This is a genomic window from Xanthomonas sp. WHRI 7945 (assembly GCF_035026585.1).
This window is the reverse complement of the sequence record NZ_JAYIQP010000011.1, coordinates 95397-120421: the sequence shown is the minus strand read 5'-3', so window position 1 is coordinate 120421 and position 25025 is coordinate 95397. Positions and strand designations below refer to the sequence as shown.

General features: G+C 70.0%; 21 protein-coding genes. 13 read left to right on the top strand and 8 right to left on the bottom strand.

The features are described 5' to 3' along the window. The first annotated feature begins 27 nt into the window (after positions 1–27). The 3 genes from VDQ83_RS11075 to VDQ83_RS11065 all read left to right on the top strand — a co-directional run bounded on the left by VDQ83_RS11075 (position 28) and on the right by VDQ83_RS11065 (position 4813). Positions 28–2406, top strand: a complete 2379-nt coding sequence (locus tag VDQ83_RS11075; protein ID WP_455434961.1) for a penicillin acylase family protein — start codon at positions 28–30, stop codon at positions 2404–2406. Positions 2407–2515: 109 nt separating this feature from the next. Continuing rightward, positions 2516–3565, top strand: coding sequence for a right-handed parallel beta-helix repeat-containing protein (locus tag VDQ83_RS11070; protein WP_455434987.1), 1050 nt, complete (start codon positions 2516–2518; stop codon positions 3563–3565). Between the two features lie 156 nt (positions 3566–3721). Further along, positions 3722–4813, top strand: coding sequence for a GGDEF domain-containing protein (locus VDQ83_RS11065; RefSeq protein WP_455434960.1), 1092 nt, complete (start codon positions 3722–3724; stop codon positions 4811–4813). A gap of 135 nt (positions 4814–4948) precedes the next feature. On the opposite strand, the gene asnB is transcribed toward VDQ83_RS11065, so the two are convergent. The 4 genes from asnB to VDQ83_RS11045 all read right to left on the bottom strand — a co-directional run bounded on the left by asnB (position 4949) and on the right by VDQ83_RS11045 (position 9592). After that, positions 4949–6643 carry an asparagine synthase B gene (gene asnB / locus VDQ83_RS11060; RefSeq protein ID WP_455434959.1) on the bottom strand — a complete coding sequence of 565 codons (1695 nt, stop codon included), beginning with the start codon at positions 6641–6643 and terminating at the stop codon, positions 4949–4951. A 291-nt stretch (positions 6644–6934) separates the two neighbouring features. After that, positions 6935–8071, bottom strand: coding sequence for a succinyl-diaminopimelate desuccinylase (gene dapE / locus VDQ83_RS11055; protein WP_455434958.1), 1137 nt, complete (start codon positions 8069–8071; stop codon positions 6935–6937). A gap of 168 nt (positions 8072–8239) precedes the next feature. Next, positions 8240–8599 (bottom strand): arsenate reductase, encoded by a 360-nt coding sequence (locus VDQ83_RS11050; protein ID WP_455434957.1) that lies wholly within the window; start codon positions 8597–8599, stop codon positions 8240–8242. 42 nt (positions 8600–8641) lie between these two features. Further along, a complete protein-coding gene (locus VDQ83_RS11045; protein WP_455434956.1) occupies positions 8642–9592 on the bottom strand; it encodes a glycoside hydrolase family 43 protein in 951 nt (316 codons plus the stop codon). 118 nt (positions 9593–9710) lie between these two features. Between VDQ83_RS11045 and VDQ83_RS11040 the strand changes: the two genes are divergently transcribed. After that, positions 9711–9938 (top strand): hypothetical protein, encoded by a 228-nt coding sequence (locus tag VDQ83_RS11040; RefSeq protein ID WP_455434955.1) that lies wholly within the window; start codon positions 9711–9713, stop codon positions 9936–9938. Here VDQ83_RS11040 and VDQ83_RS11035 read toward each other — a convergent pair. The 4 genes from VDQ83_RS11035 to map all read right to left on the bottom strand — a co-directional run bounded on the left by VDQ83_RS11035 (position 9916) and on the right by map (position 15328). Further along, positions 9916–10653 (bottom strand): hypothetical protein, encoded by a 738-nt coding sequence (locus VDQ83_RS11035; RefSeq protein WP_455434954.1) that lies wholly within the window; start codon positions 10651–10653, stop codon positions 9916–9918. The two genes, VDQ83_RS11040 and VDQ83_RS11035, sit on opposite strands and share 23 nt — an antisense overlap. Positions 10654–10902: 249 nt before the next feature. Then, positions 10903–11916, bottom strand: a complete 1014-nt coding sequence (gene dapD / locus VDQ83_RS11030; protein WP_455434953.1) for a 2,3,4,5-tetrahydropyridine-2,6-dicarboxylate N-succinyltransferase — start codon at positions 11914–11916, stop codon at positions 10903–10905. Beyond that, positions 11916–14522 (bottom strand): [protein-PII] uridylyltransferase, encoded by a 2607-nt coding sequence (locus tag VDQ83_RS11025; protein WP_455434986.1) that lies wholly within the window; start codon positions 14520–14522, stop codon positions 11916–11918. The genes dapD and VDQ83_RS11025 overlap by 1 nt, the downstream gene beginning before the upstream one ends. 29 nt (positions 14523–14551) lie before the next feature. Next, entirely contained in the window at positions 14552–15328 is a 777-nt protein-coding gene (gene map, locus VDQ83_RS11020) for a type I methionyl aminopeptidase (RefSeq protein ID WP_309917741.1), read from the bottom strand. 458 nt (positions 15329–15786) lie between these two features. On the opposite strand from map, the gene rpsB reads away from it, so the two are divergent. The 9 genes from rpsB (at position 15787) to rseP (ending at position 24960) form a co-directional block, all read left to right on the top strand. Beyond that, the gene (gene rpsB, locus VDQ83_RS11015) at positions 15787–16587 is read left to right on the top strand and encodes a 30S ribosomal protein S2 (RefSeq protein ID WP_263395044.1); all 801 of its coding nucleotides are present in this window, start codon (positions 15787–15789) and stop codon (positions 16585–16587) included. Between the two features lie 148 nt (positions 16588–16735). Further along, positions 16736–17614, top strand: a complete 879-nt coding sequence (gene tsf, locus VDQ83_RS11010) for a translation elongation factor Ts (protein ID WP_263395045.1) — start codon at positions 16736–16738, stop codon at positions 17612–17614. A gap of 116 nt (positions 17615–17730) precedes the next feature. After that, entirely contained in the window at positions 17731–19236 is a 1506-nt protein-coding gene (locus tag VDQ83_RS11005) for a sensor domain-containing diguanylate cyclase (RefSeq protein ID WP_455434952.1), read from the top strand. Between the two features lie 78 nt (positions 19237–19314). After that, positions 19315–20037 (top strand): UMP kinase, encoded by a 723-nt coding sequence (gene pyrH, locus VDQ83_RS11000; protein ID WP_104558608.1) that lies wholly within the window; start codon positions 19315–19317, stop codon positions 20035–20037. A 187-nt stretch (positions 20038–20224) separates the two neighbouring features. Then, a complete protein-coding gene (frr, locus tag VDQ83_RS10995; protein WP_263113025.1) occupies positions 20225–20782 on the top strand; it encodes a ribosome recycling factor in 558 nt (185 codons plus the stop codon). Between the two features lie 38 nt (positions 20783–20820). After that, positions 20821–21558 (top strand): polyprenyl diphosphate synthase, encoded by a 738-nt coding sequence (gene uppS, locus VDQ83_RS10990; RefSeq protein ID WP_455434951.1) that lies wholly within the window; start codon positions 20821–20823, stop codon positions 21556–21558. Continuing rightward, a complete protein-coding gene (locus tag VDQ83_RS10985; RefSeq protein ID WP_455434950.1) occupies positions 21555–22379 on the top strand; it encodes a phosphatidate cytidylyltransferase in 825 nt (274 codons plus the stop codon). The genes uppS and VDQ83_RS10985 overlap by 4 nt, the downstream gene beginning before the upstream one ends. Before the next feature lie 2 nt (positions 22380–22381). Continuing rightward, a complete protein-coding gene (dxr, locus tag VDQ83_RS10980; protein ID WP_455434949.1) occupies positions 22382–23569 on the top strand; it encodes a 1-deoxy-D-xylulose-5-phosphate reductoisomerase in 1188 nt (395 codons plus the stop codon). Positions 23570–23595: 26 nt separating this feature from the next. Next, on the top strand, positions 23596–24960 hold the full coding sequence (gene rseP, locus VDQ83_RS10975; RefSeq protein ID WP_455434948.1) for an RIP metalloprotease RseP: 1365 nt from the start codon (positions 23596–23598) through the stop codon (positions 24958–24960). Positions 24961–25025: the final 65 nt, after the last annotated feature.

The following is a 25025-nucleotide window of genomic DNA, read 5'->3' as shown; positions in this document are numbered from 1 at the left end:
CCGGTATCGGCCGGCGGAGAAACGTGGATGCGGAGCAGGTGGAAACAAGGGATGTTGTGGCTGGCGGCCTTGGCGCTCGGCCTGGTCCTGGTGGTGTGGCTGCTGCTGCGCGGCAGCCTGGCCAGGCTCGACGGCCAGGTCGATCTGGACGGGCTGGCGGCGCCGGCGACGATCCAGCGCGACGCGCTGGGCGTGGTCACCATCGACGCCGGCAACGAGGCCGATGCGATGCGCGCGCTCGGCTACGTGCATGCGCAGGAACGCTACTTCCAGATGGACCTGATGCGCCGCGCCGCCGCCGGCGAACTGTCGGACCTGGTCGGCCGCGCCGCGCTCGGGGTGGACGAGCATCGCCGTGCGCACCGCCTGCGGGCGCGCGCCGGGGCGCAACTGGCTGCCTTCGGCGGCAGCCATGCCGCGGCCCTGCAGGCCTACAGCGCCGGCGTCAATCGCGGCCTGCACGCGCTGCGGGTGCGGCCGTGGCCTTACCTGCTGCTGTTCAAGGCACCGCGCGACTGGCAGCCGGTGGATTCGGTGCTGGCCGGCGAGGCGATGTACTTCGACCTGCAAGGCCGCCAGGGCGACCGCGAACTGTCGCTGTACCGCCTGCAGCAGCACCTGCCGGCGCCGCTGTTCGCGCTGCTGCGCCACGACGGCAGCAGTTGGGACGCCGCCCTGGACGCCCCGGCGCGCGGCGACGCCACGCTGCCCGACGCCAGCCAAGTAGATCTGCGCGCCCTGCCCGACGCCCCCTCCGACGGCAGCGCAGCGGAGCATGCCGCACCGGGCAGCAACAACTGGGCCATCGCCGGCAGCCGCAGCGTCGACGGCCGTGCCATCGTCGCCAACGACATGCACCTGCAACTGGGCGCGCCCAGCCTCTGGTTCCGGGTGCGGCTGCGCTACGCCGACGTGCAGGCGCCGGGCGGCCGCGTGGACGTCACCGGGTTCTCGCTGCCGGGCCTGCCGGCGGTGATCGTCGGCAGCAACGGCCATGTCGCCTGGGGCTTCACCAACAGCTACGCCGACACCAGCGATTGGTACCGGGTGACGCCGTGCGCGGCCACGCCGCAGCCCGGCTGCACCGCGGTGGTCCGCCACCGCGAACGGATCAAGGTGGCCGGTGGCGTCGACGTCGCGCTGGACGTGGAAGACACCGTCTACGGCCCGATCCTGCAGCACGAGCCGGACGGCACCGCGTTGGCGCAACGCTGGGCGGCGCAGCTGCCCGGCGCGTTGAACCTGGGCCTGGCCGACCTGGCCCGCGCCGATTCGCTGGCCAGCGCCTTCGCCAGTGCCCAGCGCATCGCCACCCCGGCGCAGAACATGGTGCTGGCCGACAGCGCTGGGCGCATCGGCTGGCGCGTGCTCGGCGCGCTGCCGCTGCGCGGCCCGGCCTGCCCCAGCGACGCCCTGGTCCACGACGTCAGCGCGGGCGTGCCGGCGGCGCAACGCTGCGCGCCCTGGCCGGTCTCCACGCAACACTCGCCGCAGCGCATCGATCCCGCCGACGGGCAGCTGTGGACCGCCAACGCACGCGTGGTCGGCGGCGAGGAGTTCGCGCTGCTCGGCGATGGCGGCTACGCGCTGGGCGCGCGCGCGCAGCAGATCCGCGACGACCTGCGCCTGCATCCGCAGCTGGACGAGCGCCAGCTGCTGGCGATCCAGCTCGACGACCGTGCGCTGCTGCTGCAACGCTGGTGGACGCTGCTGCAGCAACGCGACGGCGGCGCCGCCACGCCCGCGCTGCACGCGCTGGCGCAGGCCAGCAAGCACTGGGAAGGCCGCGCCAGCACCGATTCGGTCAGCTATCGGCTGGTGCGCGCCTGGCGCCTGGCGCTGCTGACCCGGATCCGCGACGGTCTGGTCGCCCCGGCCCGCGCCCAACTGGGCGCCGACTACGCGATGCCGCCGCTGCCGCAGCTGGAAGCGGTGGCCTGGCCGCTGCTGCAGCAACAACCGCCGCATCTGCTGCCGCGCCGCTACGGCAGCTGGCAAGCGTTGCTGGAGGACGCCGCCGCCGAGGTCCGCGACGCGCCCGAGCAGGACGCGCCGCTGCCGCAACGCCATTGGGGCGAACAGAACACCGCCGCGGTCTGCCATCCGCTGGCGCGATCGCTGCCCGGCTTCCTGAAGCGCTGGCTGTGCATGCCGGCCGAGCCGCTGCCCGGCGACAACGACATGCCGCGGGTGCAGCGCCCGGACTTCGGCGCCTCCGAGCGCATGGTGGTGGCGCCCGGCCACGAGGCCGATGGCATCGCGCACATGCCCGGCGGCCAGAGCGAGCATCCGCTGTCGCCGTTCTGGGGCGCCGGCCACGACGCCTGGGTGCAGGGCCAGGCAACGCCGTTCCTGCCCGGTCCTGCGCGCTACACGCTGACATTACGACCGCCTGCGCAACAATGACCGATTGCGGCATCGCCCGCGCGCTGCGCGGTACCGCCTGCCACGGCGGCCGCGCGGCGCCCGCGGCCGAACCGCCTTGCCCTCCTCCCCCAAGCAGAGCCTGTATCCGATGACGCTTCGCCGCCCCTTGCTCGCCCTGCTGTTGCCGCTCGCCGCCTGCCTGTCGAGCGGCTGCGCCACGGCGGCCACGCCCGCGTCCACCGCCGCTGCCACCGATTGCAGCGTGCGCGCGGAACCCGGCGACGACCTGCAGGCGGCGGTCGACCGCGTGCCCAACGACGGCAAGCCGGCCACCGTGTGCCTCACCGCCGGCGACTTCCACGTGACCAAGCTGCTGTCGATCCAGCGCGACGGCCTGCGCCTGCGCGGCCAGGGCGATGCCACGGTGCTGCGCATGCAGGACGGCGTGCAGCAGCCGGTCATCGTGGTCGGCGACTACCAGAACGAACGCCCGCAGCGGCCGATCCGCGACGTCAGCGTCGAGCAACTGCAGATCGTCGGCGGCAGCGCCGAGAAGGAATTCATGCCCGAGCGCCCGTACCTGAGCAACAGCCTGGTGGTGGTGCGCGCCGGCCAGAACATCCGCCTGTCCCGGCTGCGCGTGAGCAAGTGCCGCAGCGCCTGCCTGCTCAGCGAGTACGACAGCCGCGACCTGCTGATCGAGCGCAACGACGTGTCCGGCGCGATCTGGGACGGGGTCTCGTTCAACCGCACCGCCAAGGTCAAGCTGATCGACAACTACATCCACGACAACGTCGCCGCCGGCATCACCACCGAGCACCTGGAAGACAGCGAGATCCGCAACAACCGCCTGGAGCGCAACGGCAGCCAGGGCGTGTACCTGGCCGATGCGCGGCGCAACCTGTTCGCCGGCAACCAGTTCACCGGCAACAAGGGCGCCGGCATCTACCTGGCCTGCTCGATCCGCCAGCGCACTCCGGAGATCCTGTGCTGGGACAACAGCATGAGCCAGGACAACACCTTCGAGAACAACACCTTCAAGGGCAACCCCTACACCTACACGATCGGCGTGGACCGCGCCGCCAACTGCAGTGGCGCGGACTTCCGCCAGAACCTGTGGCGCAAGAACAACCAGGCCGACGCCTCCGGGGTGGACATCCAGCCCGAACGCTACGGGCGCTGCATGCGCTTCGAATAAGGCGCGGCGCAGCGCGATGGCCGCCCCTGCGATGACGCACGCTCCGCTGCAGCTGTCCGGCGCCAGGCCGCCGGCGGACCGCGCGTGGCGGCGCTCGAGCAGCGCCAGGCCATGTCGATAGTCGAGCGGCGATCCAGGGCGATCGAGGCATCGGGCATGGAGCCGGATGGCCTGTCTCCTGCCGACCACGACCACGCCGCGCCAGGCGCCCACGGCGACGAGACGTACCAGAACCACATCCGCCGCATGCTCGGCAGTTCCATCATGACCATCCAGCTGCTGACGCTGGTGGCCTGGCCGGCGTCGGTGCTGTGCAATCCGCACCTGCAAGGGCCGCTGGACGCCCGCTATGCGCTGGTGTTCGTCGCCCTGCTCATCAGCTCGGCGAACATGAGCCTGGCCAAGCGGTTCTGGCAGTGGCGGCAGAGCGGCTTCCTGTTCGTGATCGCGCTGACCACCGCGGTCCGGGTCGAACTCCACGCCATGGGAGAAAACGGGCTGTTCTGGGTGCTGCCGGTGGCGATCACCATCTGCCTGGGCGTGAGCCTGCTGTTCTCGTTGTCGCGCGACTATCTGCTGGCCATGGCCTGCACCTGGGCGATCATGTTCAGCGGACAGCCGCGGCTGGTGCCGGTGGCCGGCGATCTTCCGCTGCTGGCGATCCTGCTGGCGGTGGTGGCGCTGCTCGGTGTCGCCCTCAACCGCATGTTCGTCGGCGCCATGCGCACCGCCTACGCGCTGAAGGAAGACTACCGGCGCCTGGCCGAGACCGACGCGTTGACCGGTATCGCCAACCGCCGCGCGCTGATGACGCAATTGCGCGCGGCGACCGCGCGCGGGCACGGCACGCTGCATTTCGCGATGCTGGACATCGACGACTTCAAGCAGGTCAACGACACCCATGGCCACCACGTCGGCGACGCGGTGCTGCTGGCGCTGGCCGCCGAACTGGTCGGGCTCGGCGTGCGCTGCAAGATCGGCCGGCTCGGTGGCGAGGAATTCGGCGTGCTGTTCGAAGACATGAGCGACGCGCAGGTCGGCGCGTCGCTGCAACGGTTGCTCGACCGGGTCCGCGGCTTGCGCGTGGAAGGCGTGGAATTCGCGTTCAGCGCCGGCGCCGCGCGGCTGGGCGCCGGCGGCGACGTGGCGGACCTGCTCAAGCGCGCCGACCAGGCGCTGTACACGGCCAAGCGCGAAGGCAAGGGCCGCATCCACATCGGTATCGGCGACGCTGCCGACGACGCCTGACCTGCGGCGCCGCCGCCGCAAGCGACGATCGCCAGCGCATTGCAGCGCGCGGAAGCGCCGCTTGCGTAGTCCAGCAGCGCGACCGGGCGCCGACAGCCGGCGCCCCGCGCGCGCGCAGCGAGTGCCGCGCTCAGCTCACGAGGCCAGGGCCTGCTCGTGCACCCCGGCCACCGCGCGCCCGGACGGATCGGCCATCGTCGCGAAACTCGCATCCCAGGCGATCGCCGCCGGCGAGGAACAGGCGATCGACTTGCCGCCGGGCACGGTCTCGGCCGCCGCAGGCGTGGGGAACGCACGCTCGAACAGCGTGCGGTAGTAGTAGCCTTCCTTGGTCTGCGGCGGGTTGACCGGGAAGCGCTTGTCGGCCGCGGCCAGTTCGCGGTCGCTGACCTGCGCTTCGGCATGCGCCTTGAGCCCGTCGATCCAGCCGTAGCCGACACCATCGCTGAACTGCTCCTTCTGCCGCCACAGGATCGACTCGGGCAGATAGCCTTCGAACGCCGCGCGCAGCACGCCTTTTTCCATGCGCACCGCGCCGGGGCTGGTCTTGTCGATCATCTTGTACTGCGCGTCCATGCGCATCGCCACGTCCATGAACTCCACGTCCAGGAACGGCACGCGCGGCTCCACGCCCCAGGCCATCATCGACTTGTTGGCGCGCAGGCAGTCGTAGTTGTACAGCGCGTCGAGCTTGCGGATCAGCTCCTCGTGGAACTCGCGCGCGTTCGGCGCCTTGTGGAAGTACAGGTAGCCGCCGAAGATCTCGTCGCTGCCCTCGCCGGACAGCACCATCTTCACTCCCATCGCCTTGATCCGCCGCGCCAGCAGGAACATCGGCGTGGACGCGCGGATGGTGGTGACGTCGTAGGTCTCGATGTGCCGGATCACTTCCGGCAGCGCGTCCAGGCCTTCCTCGAAGGTGTATTCGAAGCCGTGGTGCACGGTGCCCAACGATTCGGCGGCGATCGCCGCGGCGGCCAGGTCCGGCGAGCCCTTCAGGCCGATCGCGAACGAATGCAGGCGCGGCCACCAGGCCTCGGCCTCGTCGTTGTCCTCGATGCGCTTGCGCGCGAAGCGCGCCGCCACCGCCGCGACCAGCGACGAATCCAGCCCGCCGGACAGCAGCACGCCGTACGGCACGTCGGTCATCAGCTGGCGGTGCACCGCGCGCTCGAAGGCCTCGCGCAGCTCCTGCTTGCTCACCTCCACGCCCTGCACCGCGTCGTAGTCGCGCCACGGCTTGCGGTAGTACTGCATCAGTGCGCCGCTGGCGCTGTCGTAGTAATGGCCGGGCGGGAACTGGGCGACGTCGGCACAGCTGTCGGCCAGCGACTTCATCTCCGAGGCCACGCGCAGCCGGCCCTGCTGGTCGTGGCCCCAATACAGCGGGCACACGCCCATCGGATCGCGCGCGATCAGCGCGCGCCCGGCCGCCTTGTCCCACAGCGCGAAGGCGAAGATGCCGTTGAGCCGGTTGAGCAGCGCGGCCGGTTGCTCCTCGCGATACAGCGCATTGATCACCTCGCAGTCCGACGCGGTCTGGAACGCATAGGGCCGGGCCAGCTGCTTCTTCAGCTCACGGTGGTTGTAAATCTCGCCGTTGACCGCCAGCGCCAGCTGGCCGTCTTCCGACAGCAGCGGCTGCGAGCCGCCGGCCGGATCGACGATGGCCAGGCGCTCATGCACCAGGATCGCGCCGTCGTCGGCATACACGCCGCTCCAGTCCGGGCCGCGATGGCGCTGCCGCTGCGAGCAGTCCAGCGCCTGCCGGCGCAGCGCCTGCAGGTCGTCGCCCGGTTGCAGGCCGAAGATGCCGAAGATCGAACACATGAAACACTCCTGGTCGTGGGGTTGGTTTTACTTGCATTCCCTGCCATCGATGGCCGGGTTGTCGTGAGGGGATCCGCACATTCCACGCACCCATAAAAAAACCCGCATCGGCCGATGCGGGTTTTCTGGATACTGGGCGTGGTGTTTCGCTAGCGCCTAGTCGCAGACCCGCATCGGCCGCGCACGATTATTCGCCAGCGCATTATTGCGGCCGTTGGCGTGGATCGGGCGGAGGGCGGACAGCGAGGTCATGCGGCGAACGTAACCCGGCAAGCAGGGCCGGCGCAACTGTTACGCCAGCAACCGTTCGATCAGGCGCAGGTACAACCCGGGCAAGGCGTCCAGATCGGCGACGCTGACGTGCTCGTCCACCTGGTGGATGCTGGCGTTGACCGGACCGACCTCGATGCACTGCGCGCCCAGCGGCGCGATGAAGCGCGCATCGGAGGTGCCGCCGCCGGTGCTCTCTTCCGGCGCCGCGCCGGCGAAGGCGCCGAGCACCTCGCGCGCGACGCTGCGCAGGCGTCCCTCCGGGGTGTAGAACGGCTCGCCGCTGCGATGCCAGCGCAGCGTGTAGTCCAGGCCGTGGCGATCGAGCAGCGCGGCGATTTCCGCCTCCAGCCGCGGCGCGTCCCAGTGCGGGTTGTAGCGCAGGTTGAAGGCCACCTGCAGGTCACCGGGGATCACGTTGTTGGCGCCGGTGCCGGCGTGCAGATTGGAGATCTGCAGGCTGGTCGGCGGGAAGCTCTCGTAGCCGTCGTCCCAATGCCGCGCGACCAGCTCGGCCAGCGCCGGCGCGGCCAGGTGGATCGGATTGCGCGCCTTGTGCGGGTACGCCACATGGCCCTGCACGCCCTTGACCGCGAGCGTGGCGGACAGGCTGCCGCGGCGTCCGACCCGCAGCAGGTCGCCGAGTCGCGCGGTGGACGACGGTTCGCCGGTGATGCACCAGTCGATGCGCTCGCCGCGCGCGCGGAAGGTCTCGGCGACCTTGCGCACGCCGTCCAGCGCGTCGCCTTCCTCGTCGGAGGTCAGCAACAGCGCCAACCTGCCGGGGTGATCGGGATGCGCGGCGACGAACCGCTCGGCGGCGACCACGAACGCGGCCACCCCGCTCTTCATGTCGGCCGCGCCGCGTCCATACAGCACGCCGTCGCGGATCTGCGGCACGAACGGGTCGCTGGCCCAGGCCTCGCGCGGCCCCGGCGGCACCACGTCGGTATGCCCGAGCAGCGCCAGCACCGGGCCGTCGTTGCCGGCGCGGCCGTGGGTGGCCCACAGGTTGTCGACCTCGCCGAAGCGCAGCCGCTCGATGGCGAAACCGGCGCGCGCCAGCCGCTGCGCGATCAGGTCCTGGCAACCGGCATCGTCCGGGGTCACCGACGGGCGGGCGATCAGTTCGCAGGTGAGGTCGACGACGTCGGACATGGGTCTGGGGTCACGGTAGGAGCGGCTTCAGCCGCGACAGGTACGCAGGGTGCCATGCGATGCCGGCAACTGCGCTTGATCCGGGTTTCAATGACATCCCGGGCGATACGGTCGCGGCTGAAGCCGCTCCTACAGGAAGCGGCGAACAGCAGCGACACCGACACCGGCTCAGCCCACGCCGAAACGCTGCTTGAAGCCGTTGTCCGAGAAGCCCTGGCTCAGCGTGCCGTCGTCGGTCACCACCAGCGGCCGCCGGATCAGCTGCGGGTATTCGCGCAGCAGCAGCTTCCATTCGGCCTCTGACCCGGGCGCCTTCTTGTTGTCGGGCAGCTGCCGCCAGGTGGTCGAGGACTTGTTGACCAGCGCGTCGAAGCCGCCGGCCTTGCCGGCCCATTCGACCATGGTCTCCGGGCTCGGCTTGTGCTCGCGGTAGTCGACGAAGCTGTAGGCCACGCCGAAACGGTCCAGCCACTTCGTCGCCTTCTTGCAGGTATCGCAGTTCTTCAATCCGTACAGCGTGGTGCTCATATGCGTTTCCAGGGTAGGCCGCGCACGGCGCGGCGCCGGCAGTCAGCGCAGCGGATGCGCCTGCACGCCTTCGTGGGTGATCTTCACCGGCAGGATATGGCCTTGCGCGTCGAAGTCCATCCGCTCGATCGACGTCACCCGGTGGTTGCGGTCCGTCTCGCCCAGCGGGCGACGATGGTAGACGATGTACCAGCTGTCGTCGTCGGGCGCGCGGATCACCGAATGGTGACCGGCGCCGGTGGCGATCGCCGGATCCTGCTGCAGCACCTTGCCGATGCGCTTGAACGGCCCGGTCGGCGCGTCGGCGATCGCATAGGCGACCGAATAGTCCGGCCCGCCCCAGCCGCCCTCGGACCACATGTAGTAGTAGCGGCCATCGCGCTTGAACATCAGCGAGCCCTCCACGTACTCCGGGGCCGGGGTGATCTCCTTGAACACGCTGCCGTCGGCCATCGGCTCCACGCCGGTGAAATCGTCCTTCAACTTGACGATGTTGGCGTGCTTCCACCCGCCGTAGATCATGTACCAGCTGCCGTCGTCGTCTTCGAACACGAACTGGTCGATCGGCTGCGCGCCATTGTGGAACTTGCCGATCAGCGGCTTGCCCAGCAGGTCGCGGTACGGGCCCTGCGGTCTGTCGGCTACCGCCACGCCGATTCCGCCGACCTCGGCGTCGCTCTGGATGTCGTTGGCCGAGAAGAAGAAGTAGTACTTGCCATCCTTGCGCACCACCGCCGGCGCCCACAGCGCCTGCTTGGCCCACGCGATCGCCGGCAGCGACAGCACGTCGGCATGCCGGGTCCAGTGCACCAGGTCCGGCGAGGAGAAGGCATCGAAGCTGGTCTGCTGCGCGTAGGGCCGCGAGGTGGTCGGGTAGATCCAATAGGTCTTGTCGAACACCACCGCTTCCGGGTCCGCGTACCAGCCCGGGAACACCGGGTTGCCGGCGCGCGCGACCGACGTGGCCGCGACCGCCAGCGTCATTGCCGACATCAACGCGACGCCTGCCACCACCATGCCAAATCGCATCGGAGACCTTGAGCTGGAAGTCGTGGTTCGAGTGTAAGACGGTTTGCACCCCGATGCAGGCCACCGCGCCGGTGCGGCTCTCATGCACGAAGGCGTCGCGCAGCTCAAAGCGCATGCGATGGCGCATTCGATCGTCGGCCAAGCCGCGCAGCAGTTCGCGCGGGCGACGCCGCAGCGGCGCCAGGCTTCATCATGCAGGCGCGCCGAAGCGGCGAATACGACGCGTGGCCGACGGCACGTTCAAGCCGGCCGGCGCGCCGCGGCGCATGGCGACGGCGCCGCCGGCATCAATCCGCCGACACTTCCTTGAGCTGGGCCGATCCGATATGCCAGCGCAGCTGCTCCGCCGAGGCGCCATCCACGTCGTTGACGCTGCGCAGGGTGTAGGTGCCCTGGAATCGCTGCTGCGTGCCGTCGTCCAGCGTCGCTTCCACGGTCACCGGCACCGGCTGGTAGAGCGACCCCGCGCCGGCGTCGCCCGCTGCGAGCGTGCCGATCGTCACCTTGGTCGAACGCGTGTGCGCGAAGCCGGCCTTGAACGCGGCCAGGCTCTGCCCGGGACGCCCCTCCTCGCCCCACTGGCGCCACGCTACGTCGTAGTCGCGCGCGTCGATCGCCGAGTAATAGCGCTGCACCACGGCGGCGGCCGCTTCCGGGCTCTTGGGCGCAGGCCCGCAGCCCGCCATCGGCGCGCCCTTGCCGTCGAACAGCGCGCAACTGCGTGCGATCTCGTCCTCGATCTGGGCGCAGCTGTTGGCCGCGTTGCACGGTGGATGGGTCGCCGGCGACACCTGCACGCAGGTCGCCACGCGCTTGGCCGCGGCGGCGGCGCCGAGTTCGGCGGCGCAGGACAGCGGCTCGGCCGGTTTCGCGTCCGCTGCCGTATCGGCCGCCGGCGTCGAAGCTGCCGCGGCCGCCTGGCTCGGTGCCGCAGGCGCGGTGTCGGCGTTCAGCGCAATGCCGCGCCCGGCGTTGGCGGAACCATCGCGATCTGGCGCCGCGCCGCATCCGCAAAGCGCGAACACAGGCACGAGCCACCAGCCACACATCGTCATTCGCATAAGTTTCTCCGGTCAGGGTGGCGGCAGCCGCAACGGCAGACGTGGTACGCGACCAGCCGGTGTGCGCCACTGCGACGCCTCACTGGAGCGTATCCGGCAGCCGATGTACGCCCGCTTGCCCGGTCGAGACGGACCGGACGCCCGCCATTGAAGCGCTGCGCTCCGGCCCGCGCGGGTCAGCACGCGGTCGCGCCGCGGCGGCCTTGCCCGGCCTCAGTCGGCCAGGCCGCGCAGCAGGTCGTTGACGCTGGTCTTGCTGCGGGTCTTGGCGTCGACCTGCTTGACGATCACCGCGCAGTACAGCGAGTGCGAGCCGTCCTTGGACGGCAGCTGGCCGGACACCACCACGCTGTACGGCGGCACATAGCCGTAGGACACCTCGCCGGTGGCGCGGTTGTAGATGCGCGTGCTCTGGCCGATGAACACGCCCATGCCGATCACGCTGTGGTGGCCGACCACCACGCCTTCCACCACTTCCGAGCGCGCGCCGATGAAGCAGTGGTCCTCGATGATGGTCGGGCTGGCCTGCAGCGGCTCGAGCACGCCGCCGATGCCGGCGCCGCCGGACAGGTGGCAGTGCTTGCCGATCTGCGCGCACGAACCGACCGTGGCCCAGGTGTCGACCATCGTGCCCTCGCCCACGTGCGCGCCGATGTTGGTGAAGCTGGGCATCAGCACCACGTCCTTGCCGAAGTAGCTGCCGCGGCGCGCGATCGCGCCCGGCACCACGCGCACGCCGGCCTTGCGGAACTCGGCCTCGTGGTAGCCGGCGAAGCGCGACTCGACCTTGTCCCAGAACGGCGCCGGCTGCGCTTCGACCACGGCCATCTCGTTGACCCGGAAGTACAGCAGCACGGCCTTCTTCAGCCACTCGTTGACCTTCCAGCCGCCGTGGCTATCGGGCTCGGCGACGCGGAACTCGCCCGCTTCCAGGCCGTCGATGACGCGGTTGACCACCGGCCGGGTCGAGCCTTCGATCTCGTCCAGGGTCAGTGCGGCGCGGCGCTCGAAGGCGCTGTCGATGGTGAACTTCAGCTCGTCGGCGTTGGGGCCGGCGACCGGCTTGGCGCGTGCCGGCCTGGCCGGCGACTTCGGCGCGGCCACGGGCTTGGTGACGGCGCTGGTGGCGACGGCCTTCTTGGCCACGGCCTTCTTCGCGGTGGTCTTGCCGGCGGCGGCATTCTTGGCAGCAGGCTTCTTGGCGGCGGCAGGCTTCTTGGTGGCCATTAGCGGGATTCTCCAGGCGGGGTATCGGGGTCCAGGCAGGCCTGCAGTGCGGCATGCAGCGCCTGGCGGGAAGCGTCGGGCAACGGCTGGTTGTGCTCGTCGGTGATCTGGAACAGGTCCTCGGCGCGTTCGCCGAAGGTGGCGATGCGCGCGTCGTGCACGCGCAGTTGCTGGCGGCGCAGCACCTGCGCCACGTTCGACAGCAGCCCGGGGCGGTCCGGCGCGACCAGGCTCAGGCGGGTGCGGCGGCCGTCCACGCTTTCGCGGAATTCGATGCGCGGCGCGAAACGGAAATGCCGCAGCTGCCGCGGCACCACCCGCCGCGCCGGGCGCAAGCGGGTCAGGTCGCCGGCCAGCGCTTCGCGCAGCGCGGCTTCCAGCTGCGCGGGATCGCCGCTGGCGAAGGCGTCGGCCGGCATCACCTCGAAGGTATCGAAGATCGCCTGGTGCGGCGCGTCGAGTACGCGCGCGCGGTGGATGCCGTAGCCGCGCCGGTCCAGGGTCATCACGATCGCGGCGAACAGGCCGTCGCGGTCGGGCGAGTACACGAACACTTCCAGCGCGTCGTCGTCGGGCGTGACCGGGCGCACCTTGACCAGGGTGCCGCCCAGTTCCACTTCCATCAGCGAACTAGCCTGCCAGGCCAGTTGCTCGGGACGGAAGCGCAGGAAGCTCTCGTCCGGCATGCCGGCGAACTGGCGGTCGATGACCGCGTCATCGTGGCCCTGGATGTGCATCAGCGCGCGGGTCGCCTCGCGCGCTTCCTGCACCCGCTCGGCGACCGGCAGCGGATGCTCCAGGCCCTCGCGCAGCGCGCGCCGGGCGGCGAAGTACAGGTCGGCCAGCAACCGGTCCTTCCACGCGTTCCACAGCTTGGGACTGGTGCCGGCGATGTCGGCGCAGGTCAGCAGGTACAGGTAGTCCAGGCGCTCACGGTCGCCGACCAGCGTGGCGAAGCGGTGGATCACCTCCGCATCGGAGATGTCCTGTTTCTGCGCGGTCACCGACATGCGCAAATGCTGCTCGACCAGCCACGCGACCAGCTCGGTATCGGCCGCGCTGAGCCCGTGGCCGGCGCAGAACGCGCGCGCGTCGACCGCGCCGAGTTCGGAATGGTCGCCGCCGCGGCCCTTGGCGATGTCGTGGAACAGCCCGGCCAGCAGCAGCAGTTCCGGCTTGCGCAGCCGCGGCCACACCTCGTGCGCGATCGAGAAGCGGTCGTCGGCGCGGGCGCTGGCGAACACCGCGATGTTCTTCAGCACCATCAGCGTGTGCTGGTCCACCGTGTACACGTGGAACAGGTCGAACTGCATGCGTCCGGACACCTGCGCGAACGCCGGGATCCACTGCCCGAGCACGCCCAGCCGCGCCATCCGGGTCAACGTCTGCACCGCGCGCGGACCGCGCAGCAGGGCCAGGAACCGCTCGCGCGCCGGCGCGCTGGCGCTGGCGTAGGCCGGCAGCTGCGGCAGCGCCTCGGCCAGCGCGCGCGCGGTCAGCGAATGCAGTCCGCGCACCTCGCCATGCGCGGCCCAGGTCGCGAACAGCGCGAACACCTGCACCGGATCGTCCTGCGGCCAGGTTTCGGCATCGGCGGCCAGGTAGCCGCGGCGCAGCGAGAAGCCGCCGCCCAGCGGCTGCGGCTGCGCCTCGCCGTCGAACTGCTCCTCGAAGCGCTGCAGCAGCCGGTCGCTGAGCCGGCGCACGATCGCGGCGCTGCGGTAGAAGCGCTGCATCATCTTCTCCACGCCCAGGCTCTCGGCGTCGTCGGAGAAGCCCAGCCGCTGCGCCAGCGTCTTCTGGTAGTCGAAGCGCAGGCGCTCCTCCGGGCGGTTGGCGACCAGGTGCAGGCCGTAGCGCAGCCGCGCCAGTTCGCGGCGCTCGCGGCGCAACGCCGCGGCCTCGTCGCCGCCGACGTGGCCGAGCCCGATCAGCGCCTCCAGGTCGCGCACGCCGAACGCGCGCAGCGCCATCCAGCCCAGCGTGTGCAGGTCGCGCAGGCCGCCCGGGCCGTCCTTGATGTCCGGCTCCAGGTTGTCGGCGGTGTCGCCGAAGCGCTGGTGGCGGGTCTGCAGTTCCTCGCGCTTGGCCAGGAAGAACGCGCGCGGCGTCCACACCTGTTGCGGCGCGATCGCCGCCGCCAGCGACGCCCGCGCGGCGGCATCGGCCAACAGCGGGCGCGCCTCGATCAGCGCGGTCAGCACGGTCTGGTCGGCGCAGGCGGTGGTGCATTGCGTGGCCGAACGCACCGCGTGGCTGACCGGCACGCCGGCATGCCACAGCAGCGCGAACAGCCGCGCCAGCGCCTGCTCGTGCGCGCGCTGGCGCTCGGGTTCGCCGAGCACCAGCAGGTCGATATCCGAACGCGGGAACAGTTCGCCGCGGCCGTAGCCGCCGACCGCGTACAGCGCCAGCCCGGCGTCGCGCGGCAGGCAGCGGCTCCAGGCATGCTTGATCAGCTGGTCCAGCGCGCGCGCGCGCAATGCCAGCAGGCGGTCGATGTCGTCGCCCTGGTCGAACCGCTTGTTCAGCCGCGCATCGGCCTGGGCCAGCACTTGCCGCGCCGCCGCGGCCCAGTCGGCATCGTCGGCGGCCGCATCGGGCATGCCGGCATCGGTCCCGGCCGGCAGCAGGCTCACGGCTCGCCGAGGCCGCCGGGCGACAGGGTCAGCACTTCCACGCCGTCCTCGGTGACCGCGATCATGTGCTCCCACTGCGCCGACAGCTTGCGGTCCTTGGTCACCACGGTCCAGCCGTCGGGCAGCACACGGGTGTAGCGCGAGCCTTCGTTGATCATCGGCTCGATGGTGAAGGTCATGCCCGGCTTGAGCACCAGGCCTTCGCCGGGACGGCCGTAGTGCAGCACCTGCGGCTCGTCGTGGTAGACCTTGCCGATGCCGTGGCCGCAGTACTCGCGCACCACGCTGAAGCGCTCGCCCTCGGCGTACTGCTGGATGGCGTTGCCGACGTCGCCGAGCGTGGCGCCCGGGCGCACCGCGCGGATACCGCGCCACATCGCCTCGTAGGTCGCCTCGACCAGGCGCCGCGCCATCACCGACGGCGTGCCGACGTAGTACATGCGGCTGGTGTCGCCGTGCCAGCCGTCCTTGATCACGGTGACGTCGATGTTGACGATGTCGCCGTCCTTGAGGACCTTGCTGTCGCTGGGGATGCCGTGGCAGATCACGTTGTTCACCGAGCTGCACACGGTCTTCGGGTAGCCGCGGTAGCCGACGTTGGCCGGCACCGCCTGCTGCACGTTGACGATGTGGTCGTGGCAGATGCGGTCCAGCTCGGCGGTGGTCACCCCGGGCTTCACGTGCGGCCCGATCATGTCCAGCACCTCGGCGGCCAGGCGGCCGGCGATGCGCATCTTCTCGATGTCCTGGGGGGTTTTCAGATTGACGGTCATACCCGCTATTATCGCTCATCCGAGGGCTTTCCTGAACGCGCCGATGCGGCCGGCGGCAGTTTTTGTCGCCCGGGCGCGGCCGTCGGCACATCGACCGCTGACGGGCCGGACCGGGCCCCGGCTGGCACCGCCCTGCGGGATGGGGCGACCCCGCGGGCGACCGGCGCCCCAGACCCGCCACCCAGGCGCATTTGCGCCGCCGGCCGCGGCCGGCTATAGTTCCGCTGCTTCGTTGCGCCCGCCCGGGCCGACGCACCGTCCACGCCGGACGCACCGGCGAATACACACCTGCTGCCATCGCCCGTGCCGGGGTGCTCCGCAAGGAGTTCGGTCACGTAAGGCTGCAGGGAGGCCCAACCCCGGAACCATCGTGCAAGCCCGCCAGGGCCTGCATGTCCATGCGCGGACTCACCTACCATCGCCCGCGCACGGCCGGTTCCCCATCAGGAGTCACTGCAATGCCCCAAGTCACCATGCGTCAGATGCTGGAAGCCGGCGTCCACTTCGGCCACCAGACCCGCTACTGGAACCCGAAGATGGCGCCGTACATCTTCGGCGCGCGCGGCAAGATCCACATCATCAACCTCGAGAAGACGGTTCCGCTGTTCAACGACGCGATGAACTTCATCTCCAGCGTCGCGCAGAAACGCGGCACCATCCTGTTCCTGGGCACCAAGCGCAGCGCCCGCGACTCGGTGAAGGAAGAAGCCGAGCGTTGCGGCCAGCCGTTCATGACCCAGCGCTGGCTGGGCGGCACGCTGACCAACTTCCGCACCGTCAAGCAGTCGGTGGCGCGCCTGAAGGAGCTGGAAGCGGCCGAAACCGACGGCACCTTCGACAAGCTGGTCAAGCACGAAGTGCTGACCCTGCGCCGCGAGCGCGAAAAGCTGCTGGCCTCGCTGGGCGGCATCAAGGAAATGAACCGCCTGCCGGACGCGCTGTTCGTCATCGACATCGGCCATGAAGACATCGCCATCAAGGAAGCCAAGAAGCTCGGCATCCCGGTGATCGCGGTGGTCGACACCAACTACAACCCGGAACTGGTCGACTACGCCATCCCGGGCAACGACGACGCCATCCGTGCCGTGCAGCTGTACGCGCGCGCCGCCGCCGACGCTGTGCTGGAAGGCAAGGCCGCCGCGCCGAACGCCGCCAGCGTGCGCGAGGAAGAGTTCAGCAGCGAAGCCGGCGACGACAAGGGCCGCGGCCCGCGCAAGAACGGCAAGAAGGCCGAAGAAGCCGCTCCCGCCGCCGAGTAATCGGCGCGCCATGCGATTGCGCGAACATGCGCAGTCGCCACCCGGCGCGCGCTGCGCGCCCGGGTCCGCGGGCGCCGCAAGCGCCCGTTTCCCAGAATTCCCGGCCGGCGGCACGCCGGCCCTTTCCCACCTTTTGTGAGGTCACCCCGTGGAAATCACTGCTTCCCTGGTCAAGGAACTGCGCGAGCGCACCGGCGCCGGCATGATGGAATGCAAGAAGGCGCTCACCGAGAACGCCGGCCATATCGACAACGCCGCCGAGTGGCTGCGCAAGTCGGGCCTGGCCAAGGCCGACAAGAAGGCCGACCGCGTCGCCGCCGAAGGCCGCATCGCGATGGCCCAGGACGGCGGCAAGGCCGTGCTGGTCGAGATCAACTCCGAGACCGACTTCGTCGCCAAGGACAACAACTTCCTGGCCTTCACCGAAGCCGTGGCCCAGGCCGCGCTGAGCTCCGGCGCCGCCGACGCCGAGGCGCTGAAGAGCGCCAAGCTGCCCGGCGGCGAGACCGTCGAGGAAGCCCGCGCCGCGGTCATCGCCAAGGTCGGCGAGAATGTGCAGGTGCGCCGCCTGGTGCGCATCGACAGCGCCAACAACGTCGCCGCCTACGTGCACGGCGGCCGCATCGGCGTGCTGGTCGAGGTCAAGGGCGGCGACGCCGAGCTGGCCCGCGGCATCGCCATGCACGTCGCCGCGATGAACCCGCCGCACGTGAAGGCGTCCGACGTCCCGGCCGACTTCGTCGCCAAGGAAAAGGAAATCGAGCTGGCCAAGATGTCGGAAAAGGACAAGGCCAAGCCGGCCGACATCCTGGAGAAGATCATCAGCGGCAAGATCGCCAAGATCGTCAACGAGGTCACCCTGTACGGCCAGCCGTACGTGCTGAACACCGACCAGAGCGTGGAGCAGGCGGTCAAGGCCGCCGGCGCCGACGTGATCGGTTTCCAGCGCCTGGCCGTGGGCGAAGGCATCGAGAAGGTGGTGGAAGACTACGCCGCCGAAGTGATGAAGCAGGCCGGCCTGGCCTGAGTCCGCCGTCCCGGGACAAAAAAAAGCCGCGCTTGGTCGCGGCTTTTTTTTTGCCGGTGGTACGCTCTGCGTGCCGGGGCATATCGCTGCCCCGATCACACTTTACGCGGAACCGCATGCGCCCTGAACTCGAAGCCATCCTGGCTCACTCCCGCAACCTGCCCTCGCCGCCCGGGATTGCGCTGCGCATCATCGACCTGGCCCAGGATCCGGAGGTCGATCTCGCCACCACCGCCGAAACCATCGCGATGGACATGGCGCTGAGCGCGCGCATGCTGCGCATCGCCAACTCGCCGCTGTACGCCAGCCGGCGCCGCATCGACAACCTCGGCCAGGCGCTGACCATGCTCGGGCTCAATGCCGCGCTGAGCCTGGCACTGGGCTTTTCGATGGTGCAGAGCCTGCGCGACGGCACCGCATCCAACGACCTGCAGGAACGGATCTGGAAGCGCAGCGTGCTTTCGGCACTGGCCAGCCGCCTGCTCGGCCAGGCCATGGGCCTGCGCAAGCAGGAGGAGCTGATGCTGGCCGGACTGCTGCAGGACATGGGTGCGCTGGCCCTGCTGCACGTCTGCCACAACGAATACGCGCCGCTGCTGCGCGAGGCCGGCAACGGCGACAGCGAGGCCCTGGCCGCGTTGGAACGCGAGCAGTTGGGCTGCGACCACGCCGAAGTCGGCGCCTGGCTGGCGCGCAAGTGGAAGCTGCCCGACTACCTGCAGCGCAGCATCGGCCTCGGCAACGGCACCGAGCCGGCGCCGGACACGTTCGGCCGGTGCGTGCTGCTGTCCGGCAGCATCGCCGACATCTGGCTGGCCGCCGACACCGACGCCGCGCGCAGCCTGGCGATGGAGCGGGTCTATCGCGACCTGCAGCTGGACAGCCGGCGCTTCGACGAGGTGATCGCCGGCATGGCCGCGGCGCTGCCGGAAATCGGCCCGATCTTCGATGTGCGCATCGTGCAGCCGGAGCGGATCGACGCGATCATCAGCCATGCCCGCGAACTGATGGTGTTGCGCAACCTGCGCGAGATCCAGGAAGCCACCCAGGCGCGGCACCAGGCCGACGAATCAGAACACCGCGCGCGGCGCCTGGCCGAACAGGCCAGTCGCGACGCGCTGACCGGGGTCTACAACCGGCACCAGTTGGAGGTCCTGCTGGCCCAGCAGTTCGATCTGGCCTCGCGCCACGACTGGCCGCTGTCGGTCGCCTTCATCGACCTGGACGACTTCAAGAAGATCAACGACGCCCACGGCCACCTGATCGGCGACCAGGTGCTGCGCGCGTTCGCGCAGGCCCTGCAGCCGCTGCTGCGCAGCAGCGACACCGTGGCCCGCTTCGGCGGCGAGGAATTCCTGGTGCTGTTGCCCAACACCAGCGAAGAAGCCGCATTGAACGTGATCCGGCGCATCCTCATCGAGATCGTGCAGCGGCCGATGGCCGAGGTGAAGAGCGGACCGCTGCACATCAGCTTCTCCGCCGGCATCGCCACCCAGGGCGGACGCGAGCGCTTCGGCACCGCGCAGGACCTGCTGCAGGCCGCCGACGACATGCTGTACAGCTCCAAGCACGGCGGCCGCAACCGCGTCACTGCGCGCTCGTTCCGCGACACTCTGGCCTGAAACCCGCGCCCGCGGCAGATTCCGCGGCGCGCTTGGGCTAGAATCACGTGGTTTGCCCGTCCCCCCAACGAGGTCACCATGTCCCAGCTCGCCTATCGCCGCATCCTGTTGAAACTTTCCGGCGAAGCGCTGATGGGGGACGGGGATTACGGCATCGACCCCAAGGTCATCAACCGCCTCGCGCATGAAGTGATCGAGGCGCAGCAGGCCGGCGCCGAAGTGGCCCTGGTGATCGGCGGCGGCAACATCTTCCGCGGCGCCGGCCTGGCCGCCGGCGGCATGGACCGGGTCACCGGCGACCACATGGGCATGCTGGCCACCGTCATCAACGCGCTGGCGATGCAGGACGCGCTGGAAAAGCTCGGCGCCAAGGTGCGGGTGATGAGCGCGATCAAGATCAACGACGTGTGCGAGGACTTCATCCGCCGCCGCGCGATCCGCCACCTGGAGAAGGGCCGCATCGCGATCTTCGCCGCCGGCACCGGCAATCCGTTCTTCACCACCGACTCCGGCGCGGCGCTGCGCGCGATCGAGATCGGCGCCGACCTGCTGCTGAAGGCGACCAAGGTCGACGGTGTGTACGACAAGGACCCGAAGAAGCACGCCGACGCGGTGCGCTTCGACAGCCTGACCTACGACGAAGTGATCGCCCGCAACCTGGAAGTGATGGACACCGCCGCGTTCGCCCTGGCCCGCGACAGCGACCTGCCGCTGCGCATCTTCAACATGGGCCAGCCCGGCGAACTGCTGAAGATCCTGCACGGCGCGGAGATCGGGACGTTGGTGAAGGGCCGCAGCTGATAACGGCCGGGATTGGGGATTCGGGATTCGCAAACGCGACAGCCGCTAGCATGAGTCGTTGCGAGGCGCGTGCGGCAGACAACCTGCTGCAGTGCGCAACGCTTTTGCGATTCCCCAATCCCCAATCCCGGCACCTCGCTGTTCCCGGCTATAATCGTCCGATTCAGATTCAGCACGGACACCGGCGATGCTCAACGAAATCAAGCAAGACGCACAGACCCGCATGGCCAAGAGCATCGATGCGTTGCGCCATACGCTCATCAAGGTGCGTACCGGCCGCGCGTCGACCGCCCTGGTCGAGCACCTGAAGGTCAACTATTACGGGTCGGAAATGCCGCTGAGCCAGGTCGCCAGCGTCGCCGTGGCCGATGCCCGTTCGCTGACCATCAGCCCGTGGGAAAAGCAGATGGTCAGCGCGGTGGAGAAGGCGATCCTGGCCTCGGACCTGGGCCTGACCCCGAACACCGCCGGCACCACCATCCGCCTCAACCTGCCGGCGCTGACCGAAGAGCGCCGCCGCGAGCTGTCCAAGGTCGTGCACAGCGAAGGCGAGGACAGCAAGGTCGCGATCCGCAACATCCGCCGCGACGCCAACCAGCAGATCAAGGATCTGCTGAAGGACAAGAAGGTCACCGAGGACGAGGCGCGCGCCGCCGAGGACGACATCCAGAAGCTGACCGACAAGGCGATCAAGGACGTCGACGACGTGGTCAAGGGCAAGGAACAGGAACTGATGGCGGTCTGAGCCTGCGCCTCGCGGCCATGCCTTCCGACCCCCACGCTATGTCCCTGCCCCGCCACATCGCCATCATCATGGATGGCAACGGCCGCTGGGCGCAGCGCCGCCGGCGGCCGCGCGTGATCGGCCACCGCGCCGGCGCGCGCGCGGTCAACCGCACCATCGACTTCTGCCTGGAGCGCGGCATCCCCGCGCTGACCCTGTTCGCGTTCTCCAGCGAGAACTGGGGCCGTCCGCAGGAAGAAGTCGACGCGCTGATGAAGCTGTTCCTGCACGCGCTGGACCGCGAGGTCGAGGAACTGCAGCGGCGCGGCGTGCGCGTGCGCTTCATCGGCGACCGCTCGCGCTTCGCCCCGTCGCTGCGCGAGCGCATGGCCCAGGCCGAAGCCCGCACCGGCAACAACCAGGCCCTGCACCTGTCGATCGCGGCCAGCTACGGCGGCCGCCAGGACATCGCCCAGGCCGCGCGCGCGCTGGCCGAGGACGTGGCGGCCGGGCGCCTGCGTCCCGAGCAGATCGACGAGGACCTGCTGTCGGCGCGCATGGCGCTGTCCGACCTGCCGCCGCCGGACCTGTTCATCCGCACCGGCGGCGACGTGCGCATCAGCAATTTCCTGCTGTGGCAGCTGGCCTACACCGAACTGTGGTTCACCGAGACCCTGTGGCCCGAGTTCGGCGCCGAGGTGCTGCAACAAGCCCTGGACGACTACGCCAGCCGCGAGCGGCGTTTCGGCCTGACCAGCGCGCAAGTCGCCCCGGCGACGGAGAACACACCCGCATGACCCGTACCCGCGTCATCGCCGCGCTGATCATGGCCCCGCTGGCCATCTGCGCCATCCTGCTGCTGCCGACCCAATGGCTGGCGGCGCTGGCCGCACTGATCTTCCTGGTCGGCCTGTGGGAATGGCTGAAGTTGGCCGAGGTCGACGACACCCTGCCGCGCACCATCCTGCTGGTGCTGAACCTGCTGCTGATGGTGCTGCTGGTGTGGGCCTCGGCCGGCTCGCTGGTGCTGTTCCAGCTGACCACCCTGGTCGGCGTCGGCTGGTGGTGCGTGGCGCTGCTGTGGCTGCGCTTCTTCCAGTTCGGCTCCGACCACGCCACCTACGCGCGGGTGTTCAAGCTGGCCGCCGGCACCCTGGCGATCGTCCCGGCCTGGTCGGCGCTGGGCCTGATCCACGCCAGCGAGCCGAACGGGCACCGCTGGCTGCTGACCGCGCTGGTCACGGTCTGGGCCGCCGATTCCGGCGCCTATTTCGCCGGGCGCCAGTTCGGCAAGCACAAGCTGGCGCCGCGGATCAGCCCCAACAAGACCGTCGAGGGCCTGGTCGGCGGGCTGCTGGCCGGCCTGGTCTGCGCCGCCGGCTTCGGCTGGCTGGCCGGGGTCACCCTGCCGCAGCTGCCCGGCCTGCTGATCGTGGCCGCGGTCAGCGTGCTGGCCTCAGTGGTCGGCGACCTGTTCGAAAGCCTGCTCAAGCGCCACGTCGGCGCCAAGGACTCGGGCAACGTGATCCCCGGCCACGGCGGCGTGCTCGACCGCGTCGACGGCGTGCTGGCGGCGCTGCCGATCTTCGCGCTGGGCAAGGAAATCTTCGGATTCTGAACATGGCCGATGCCGTCCGCTCCATCGCCGTGCTCGGCGCCACCGGTTCGATCGGCGCCTCCGCGCTGGACGTGATCGCGCGCCACCCGCAGCGGCTGCGCGCCAGCGTGCTGGCCGCCGGCTGCAACGTCGCTGCACTGCTGGCGCTGTGCGCCGTGCACCGGCCGGCGCACGCGGTGATCGCCGACCCGGCGCTGTACCCGGCGCTGCGCGACGGCCTGCGCGATGCCGGGCTGCGCACCGAAGCGCATGCCGGCGCCGCCGCGCTGGAGCAGCTGGTGGCCAGCGACGCCTGCGACAGCGTGGTCGCCGCCATCGTCGGCGCCGCCGGCCTGGCCTCGACCCTGGCCGCGGCCCGCGCCGGCAAGCGCCTGCTGCTGGCCAACAAGGAATCGCTGGTGCTGGCCGGCGAGCTGGTCACCGCCGCGGCCGCCGCGGCCGGCGCCGAGATCATCCCGATCGACAGCGAGCACAGCGCGATCTTCCAGTGCCTGCGCTCGCGCCAGGCCGGCGCCGAGGTGCGGCGGGTGCTGCTGACCGCCTCCGGCGGCCCGTTCCGCGGCTGGGACCGCGCGCGCCTGCAGTCGGTGACCCCGGCGCAGGCGGTGGCGCACCCGAAGTGGTCGATGGGCCCGAAGATCTCGGTCGACTCGGCCACCTTGATGAACAAGGGCCTGGAAGTGATCGAGGCGCACCACCTGTTCGCGCTGCCGCCTTCGCGCATCGAGGTGCTGGTGCACCCGCAGAGCCTGGTGCACTCGCTGGTGGAGTTCATCGACGGTTCCACCTTGGCGCAGATGGGTTTGCCGGACATGCGCACCACCCTGGCGGTGGGCCTGGGCTGGCCGCAGCGGATCGAGTCCGGAGTCGCCGGGCTGGACCTGCTGGCCCACGGCCGCCTGGATTTCGAGCCGGCGGACCTGGACGCGTTCCCGTGCCTGGGCCTGGCCTGGCGCGCGATGCAGGCCGGCGGCAGCGCCCCGGCGATCCTGAACGCGGCCAACGAAGTGGCTGTTTCAGCCTTTCTTCAGGGCCGTATCGGTTTCCTATCGATTCCTGCGCTGGTCGAGAACGCCCTGACCGTGCTGCCTGCAGGCGCGGCCGACTCCCTGGACGCGCTGCTCGCGGCGGACGCGCAATCGCGCAAGATCACCGAACTCGCCATTGCCCGCCAGCCTGCCCATGTCTGACACGCACGCCCCTATGAGCCACGCGCATGGGTGATTTCATCGGGTCCGTCTGGTGGATGATCGTCAGCCTGGGCGTGCTGGTGACCTTCCACGAGTTCGGCCATTTCTGGGTCGCCCGCCGCTGCGGGGTCAAGGTGCTGCGCTTCTCGGTGGGCTTCGGCAAGCCGCTGTGGTCGCGCTACGACCGCCACGGCACCGAGTTCGCGATCGCCGCGATCCCGCTGGGCGGCTACGTGAAGATGCTCGACGAGCGCGAGGGCGACGTGGCCCCGGCCGAGCGCGGCCAGGCCTTCAACAACAAGAGCGTGTGGCAGCGCATCGCCATCGTCGCCGCCGGCCCGATCGCCAACCTGGTGCTGTGCGTGGCGCTGCTGTGGGCGATGTTCGTGATCGGCAAGCAGGACTACGCCGCGGTCGTCGGCCGCGCCGACGGCCTGGCGCTGCAGGCCGGGCTGCAGCCGGGCGAGCGTATCGTGCGCATCGGCACGCGCGAGGTGTCCAGCTGGAGCGACGCCAGCATGCAGCTGACCGTGGCGGCGATGGACCGCGCCGACGTGCGCATCCAGACCGAGGACACGCAGGGCGGGGCCAGCCGCGTGCATACCCTGCGCCTGTCGCAGCTGCCCGCCGGCTTCGACGAGCAGCAGGTGCCGCGCCTGGCCGGCCTCACCTGGCACTTCACCCTGCAGCCGGCGGTCATCTCCGAGGTGACCCCAGGATCGGCGGCCGATGGCGTGCTGCGCCTCGGCGACCGCGTGCTGGCGGTGGATGGCGCGCCGGTCACCAACGCCGACCAGGTCGGGCCACAGGTCCAGGCGCTGGCCAGGAACGGCGGCAGCGGCCTGGTCGAGGTCGAGCGCGCCGGCGAGCGCCTGGCGCTGGACGTGCGCCTGACCCCCAGCAAGGATCCGCGGGTGAAGGGCCTGACGCTGGGCGTGGGTTTCGGAGGCAAGGACCGCCCGGCACCGGCGTTCGACGCCAAGCTGCAGTACGGCCCGCTGGCGGCAATCCCGGCCGCGTTCCGCGAAACCGGCAAGCTGGCCGGGGACACGCTGGGGGTCATCCGGCGCATGCTGACCGGCCAGGCCTCGCTCAAGAACGTGTCCGGGCCGATCACCATCGCCAAGGTCGCCAACGTGTCGGCCAAGCAGGGGCCGGACTGGTTCCTGTATTTCCTGGCGCTGCTGTCGCTGAGCCTGGCGATCATGAACCTGCTGCCGATCCCGATCTTGGACGGCGGGCACTTGCTGTATTACCTTATTGAGTTGGTCAAGGGCAGCCCGCTGAGCGAGCGTGCCATGGCGGCGGGGCAGGTCGTCGGTCTGACGATGCTGGCCGGGCTGATGGGGTTGGCGTTCTACAACGACATCTTCGGCCAGGCTTTGCGATGAACCCGATGCTGATCCACCCGACCCCGCTGTCGTCGTCTTACGCCGGCGCCCATGCAACAACGATA

Bases quoted from the DNA above. Each gene is read 5' to 3' on its own strand.
- uppS (WP_455434951.1), top strand. From the start codon at position 20,821: ATGTCCCTGCCCCGCCACATCGCCATCATCATGGATGGCAACGGCCGC.
- frr (WP_263113025.1), top strand. From the start codon at position 20,225: ATGCTCAACGAAATCAAGCAAGACGCACAGACCCGCATGGCCAAGAGC.
- rpsB (WP_263395044.1), top strand. From the start codon at position 15,787: ATGCCCCAAGTCACCATGCGTCAGATGCTGGAAGCCGGCGTCCACTTC.
- rseP (WP_455434948.1), top strand. From the start codon at position 23,596: ATGGGTGATTTCATCGGGTCCGTCTGGTGGATGATCGTCAGCCTGGGC.
- VDQ83_RS11005 (WP_455434952.1), top strand. From the start codon at position 17,731: ATGCGCCCTGAACTCGAAGCCATCCTGGCTCACTCCCGCAACCTGCCC.
- VDQ83_RS10985 (WP_455434950.1), top strand. From the start codon at position 21,555: ATGACCCGTACCCGCGTCATCGCCGCGCTGATCATGGCCCCGCTGGCC.
- VDQ83_RS11075 (WP_455434961.1), top strand. From the start codon at position 28: ATGCGGAGCAGGTGGAAACAAGGGATGTTGTGGCTGGCGGCCTTGGCG.
- map (WP_309917741.1), bottom strand. From the start codon at position 15,328: ATGACCGTCAATCTGAAAACCCCCCAGGACATCGAGAAGATGCGCATC.
- VDQ83_RS11070 (WP_455434987.1), top strand. From the start codon at position 2,516: ATGACGCTTCGCCGCCCCTTGCTCGCCCTGCTGTTGCCGCTCGCCGCC.
- VDQ83_RS11065 (WP_455434960.1), top strand. From the start codon at position 3,722: ATGGAGCCGGATGGCCTGTCTCCTGCCGACCACGACCACGCCGCGCCA.
- VDQ83_RS11050 (WP_455434957.1), bottom strand. From the start codon at position 8,599: ATGAGCACCACGCTGTACGGATTGAAGAACTGCGATACCTGCAAGAAG.
- dapE (WP_455434958.1), bottom strand. From the start codon at position 8,071: ATGTCCGACGTCGTCGACCTCACCTGCGAACTGATCGCCCGCCCGTCG.
- asnB (WP_455434959.1), bottom strand. From the start codon at position 6,643: ATGTGTTCGATCTTCGGCATCTTCGGCCTGCAACCGGGCGACGACCTG.
- VDQ83_RS11025 (WP_455434986.1), bottom strand. From the start codon at position 14,522: ATGCCCGATGCGGCCGCCGACGATGCCGACTGGGCCGCGGCGGCGCGG.
- pyrH (WP_104558608.1), top strand. From the start codon at position 19,315: ATGTCCCAGCTCGCCTATCGCCGCATCCTGTTGAAACTTTCCGGCGAA.
- dapD (WP_455434953.1), bottom strand. From the start codon at position 11,916: ATGGCCACCAAGAAGCCTGCCGCCGCCAAGAAGCCTGCTGCCAAGAAT.
- dxr (WP_455434949.1), top strand. From the start codon at position 22,382: ATGGCCGATGCCGTCCGCTCCATCGCCGTGCTCGGCGCCACCGGTTCG.
- VDQ83_RS11040 (WP_455434955.1), top strand. From the start codon at position 9,711: ATGCACGAAGGCGTCGCGCAGCTCAAAGCGCATGCGATGGCGCATTCG.
- VDQ83_RS11045 (WP_455434956.1), bottom strand. From the start codon at position 9,592: ATGTCGGCAATGACGCTGGCGGTCGCGGCCACGTCGGTCGCGCGCGCC.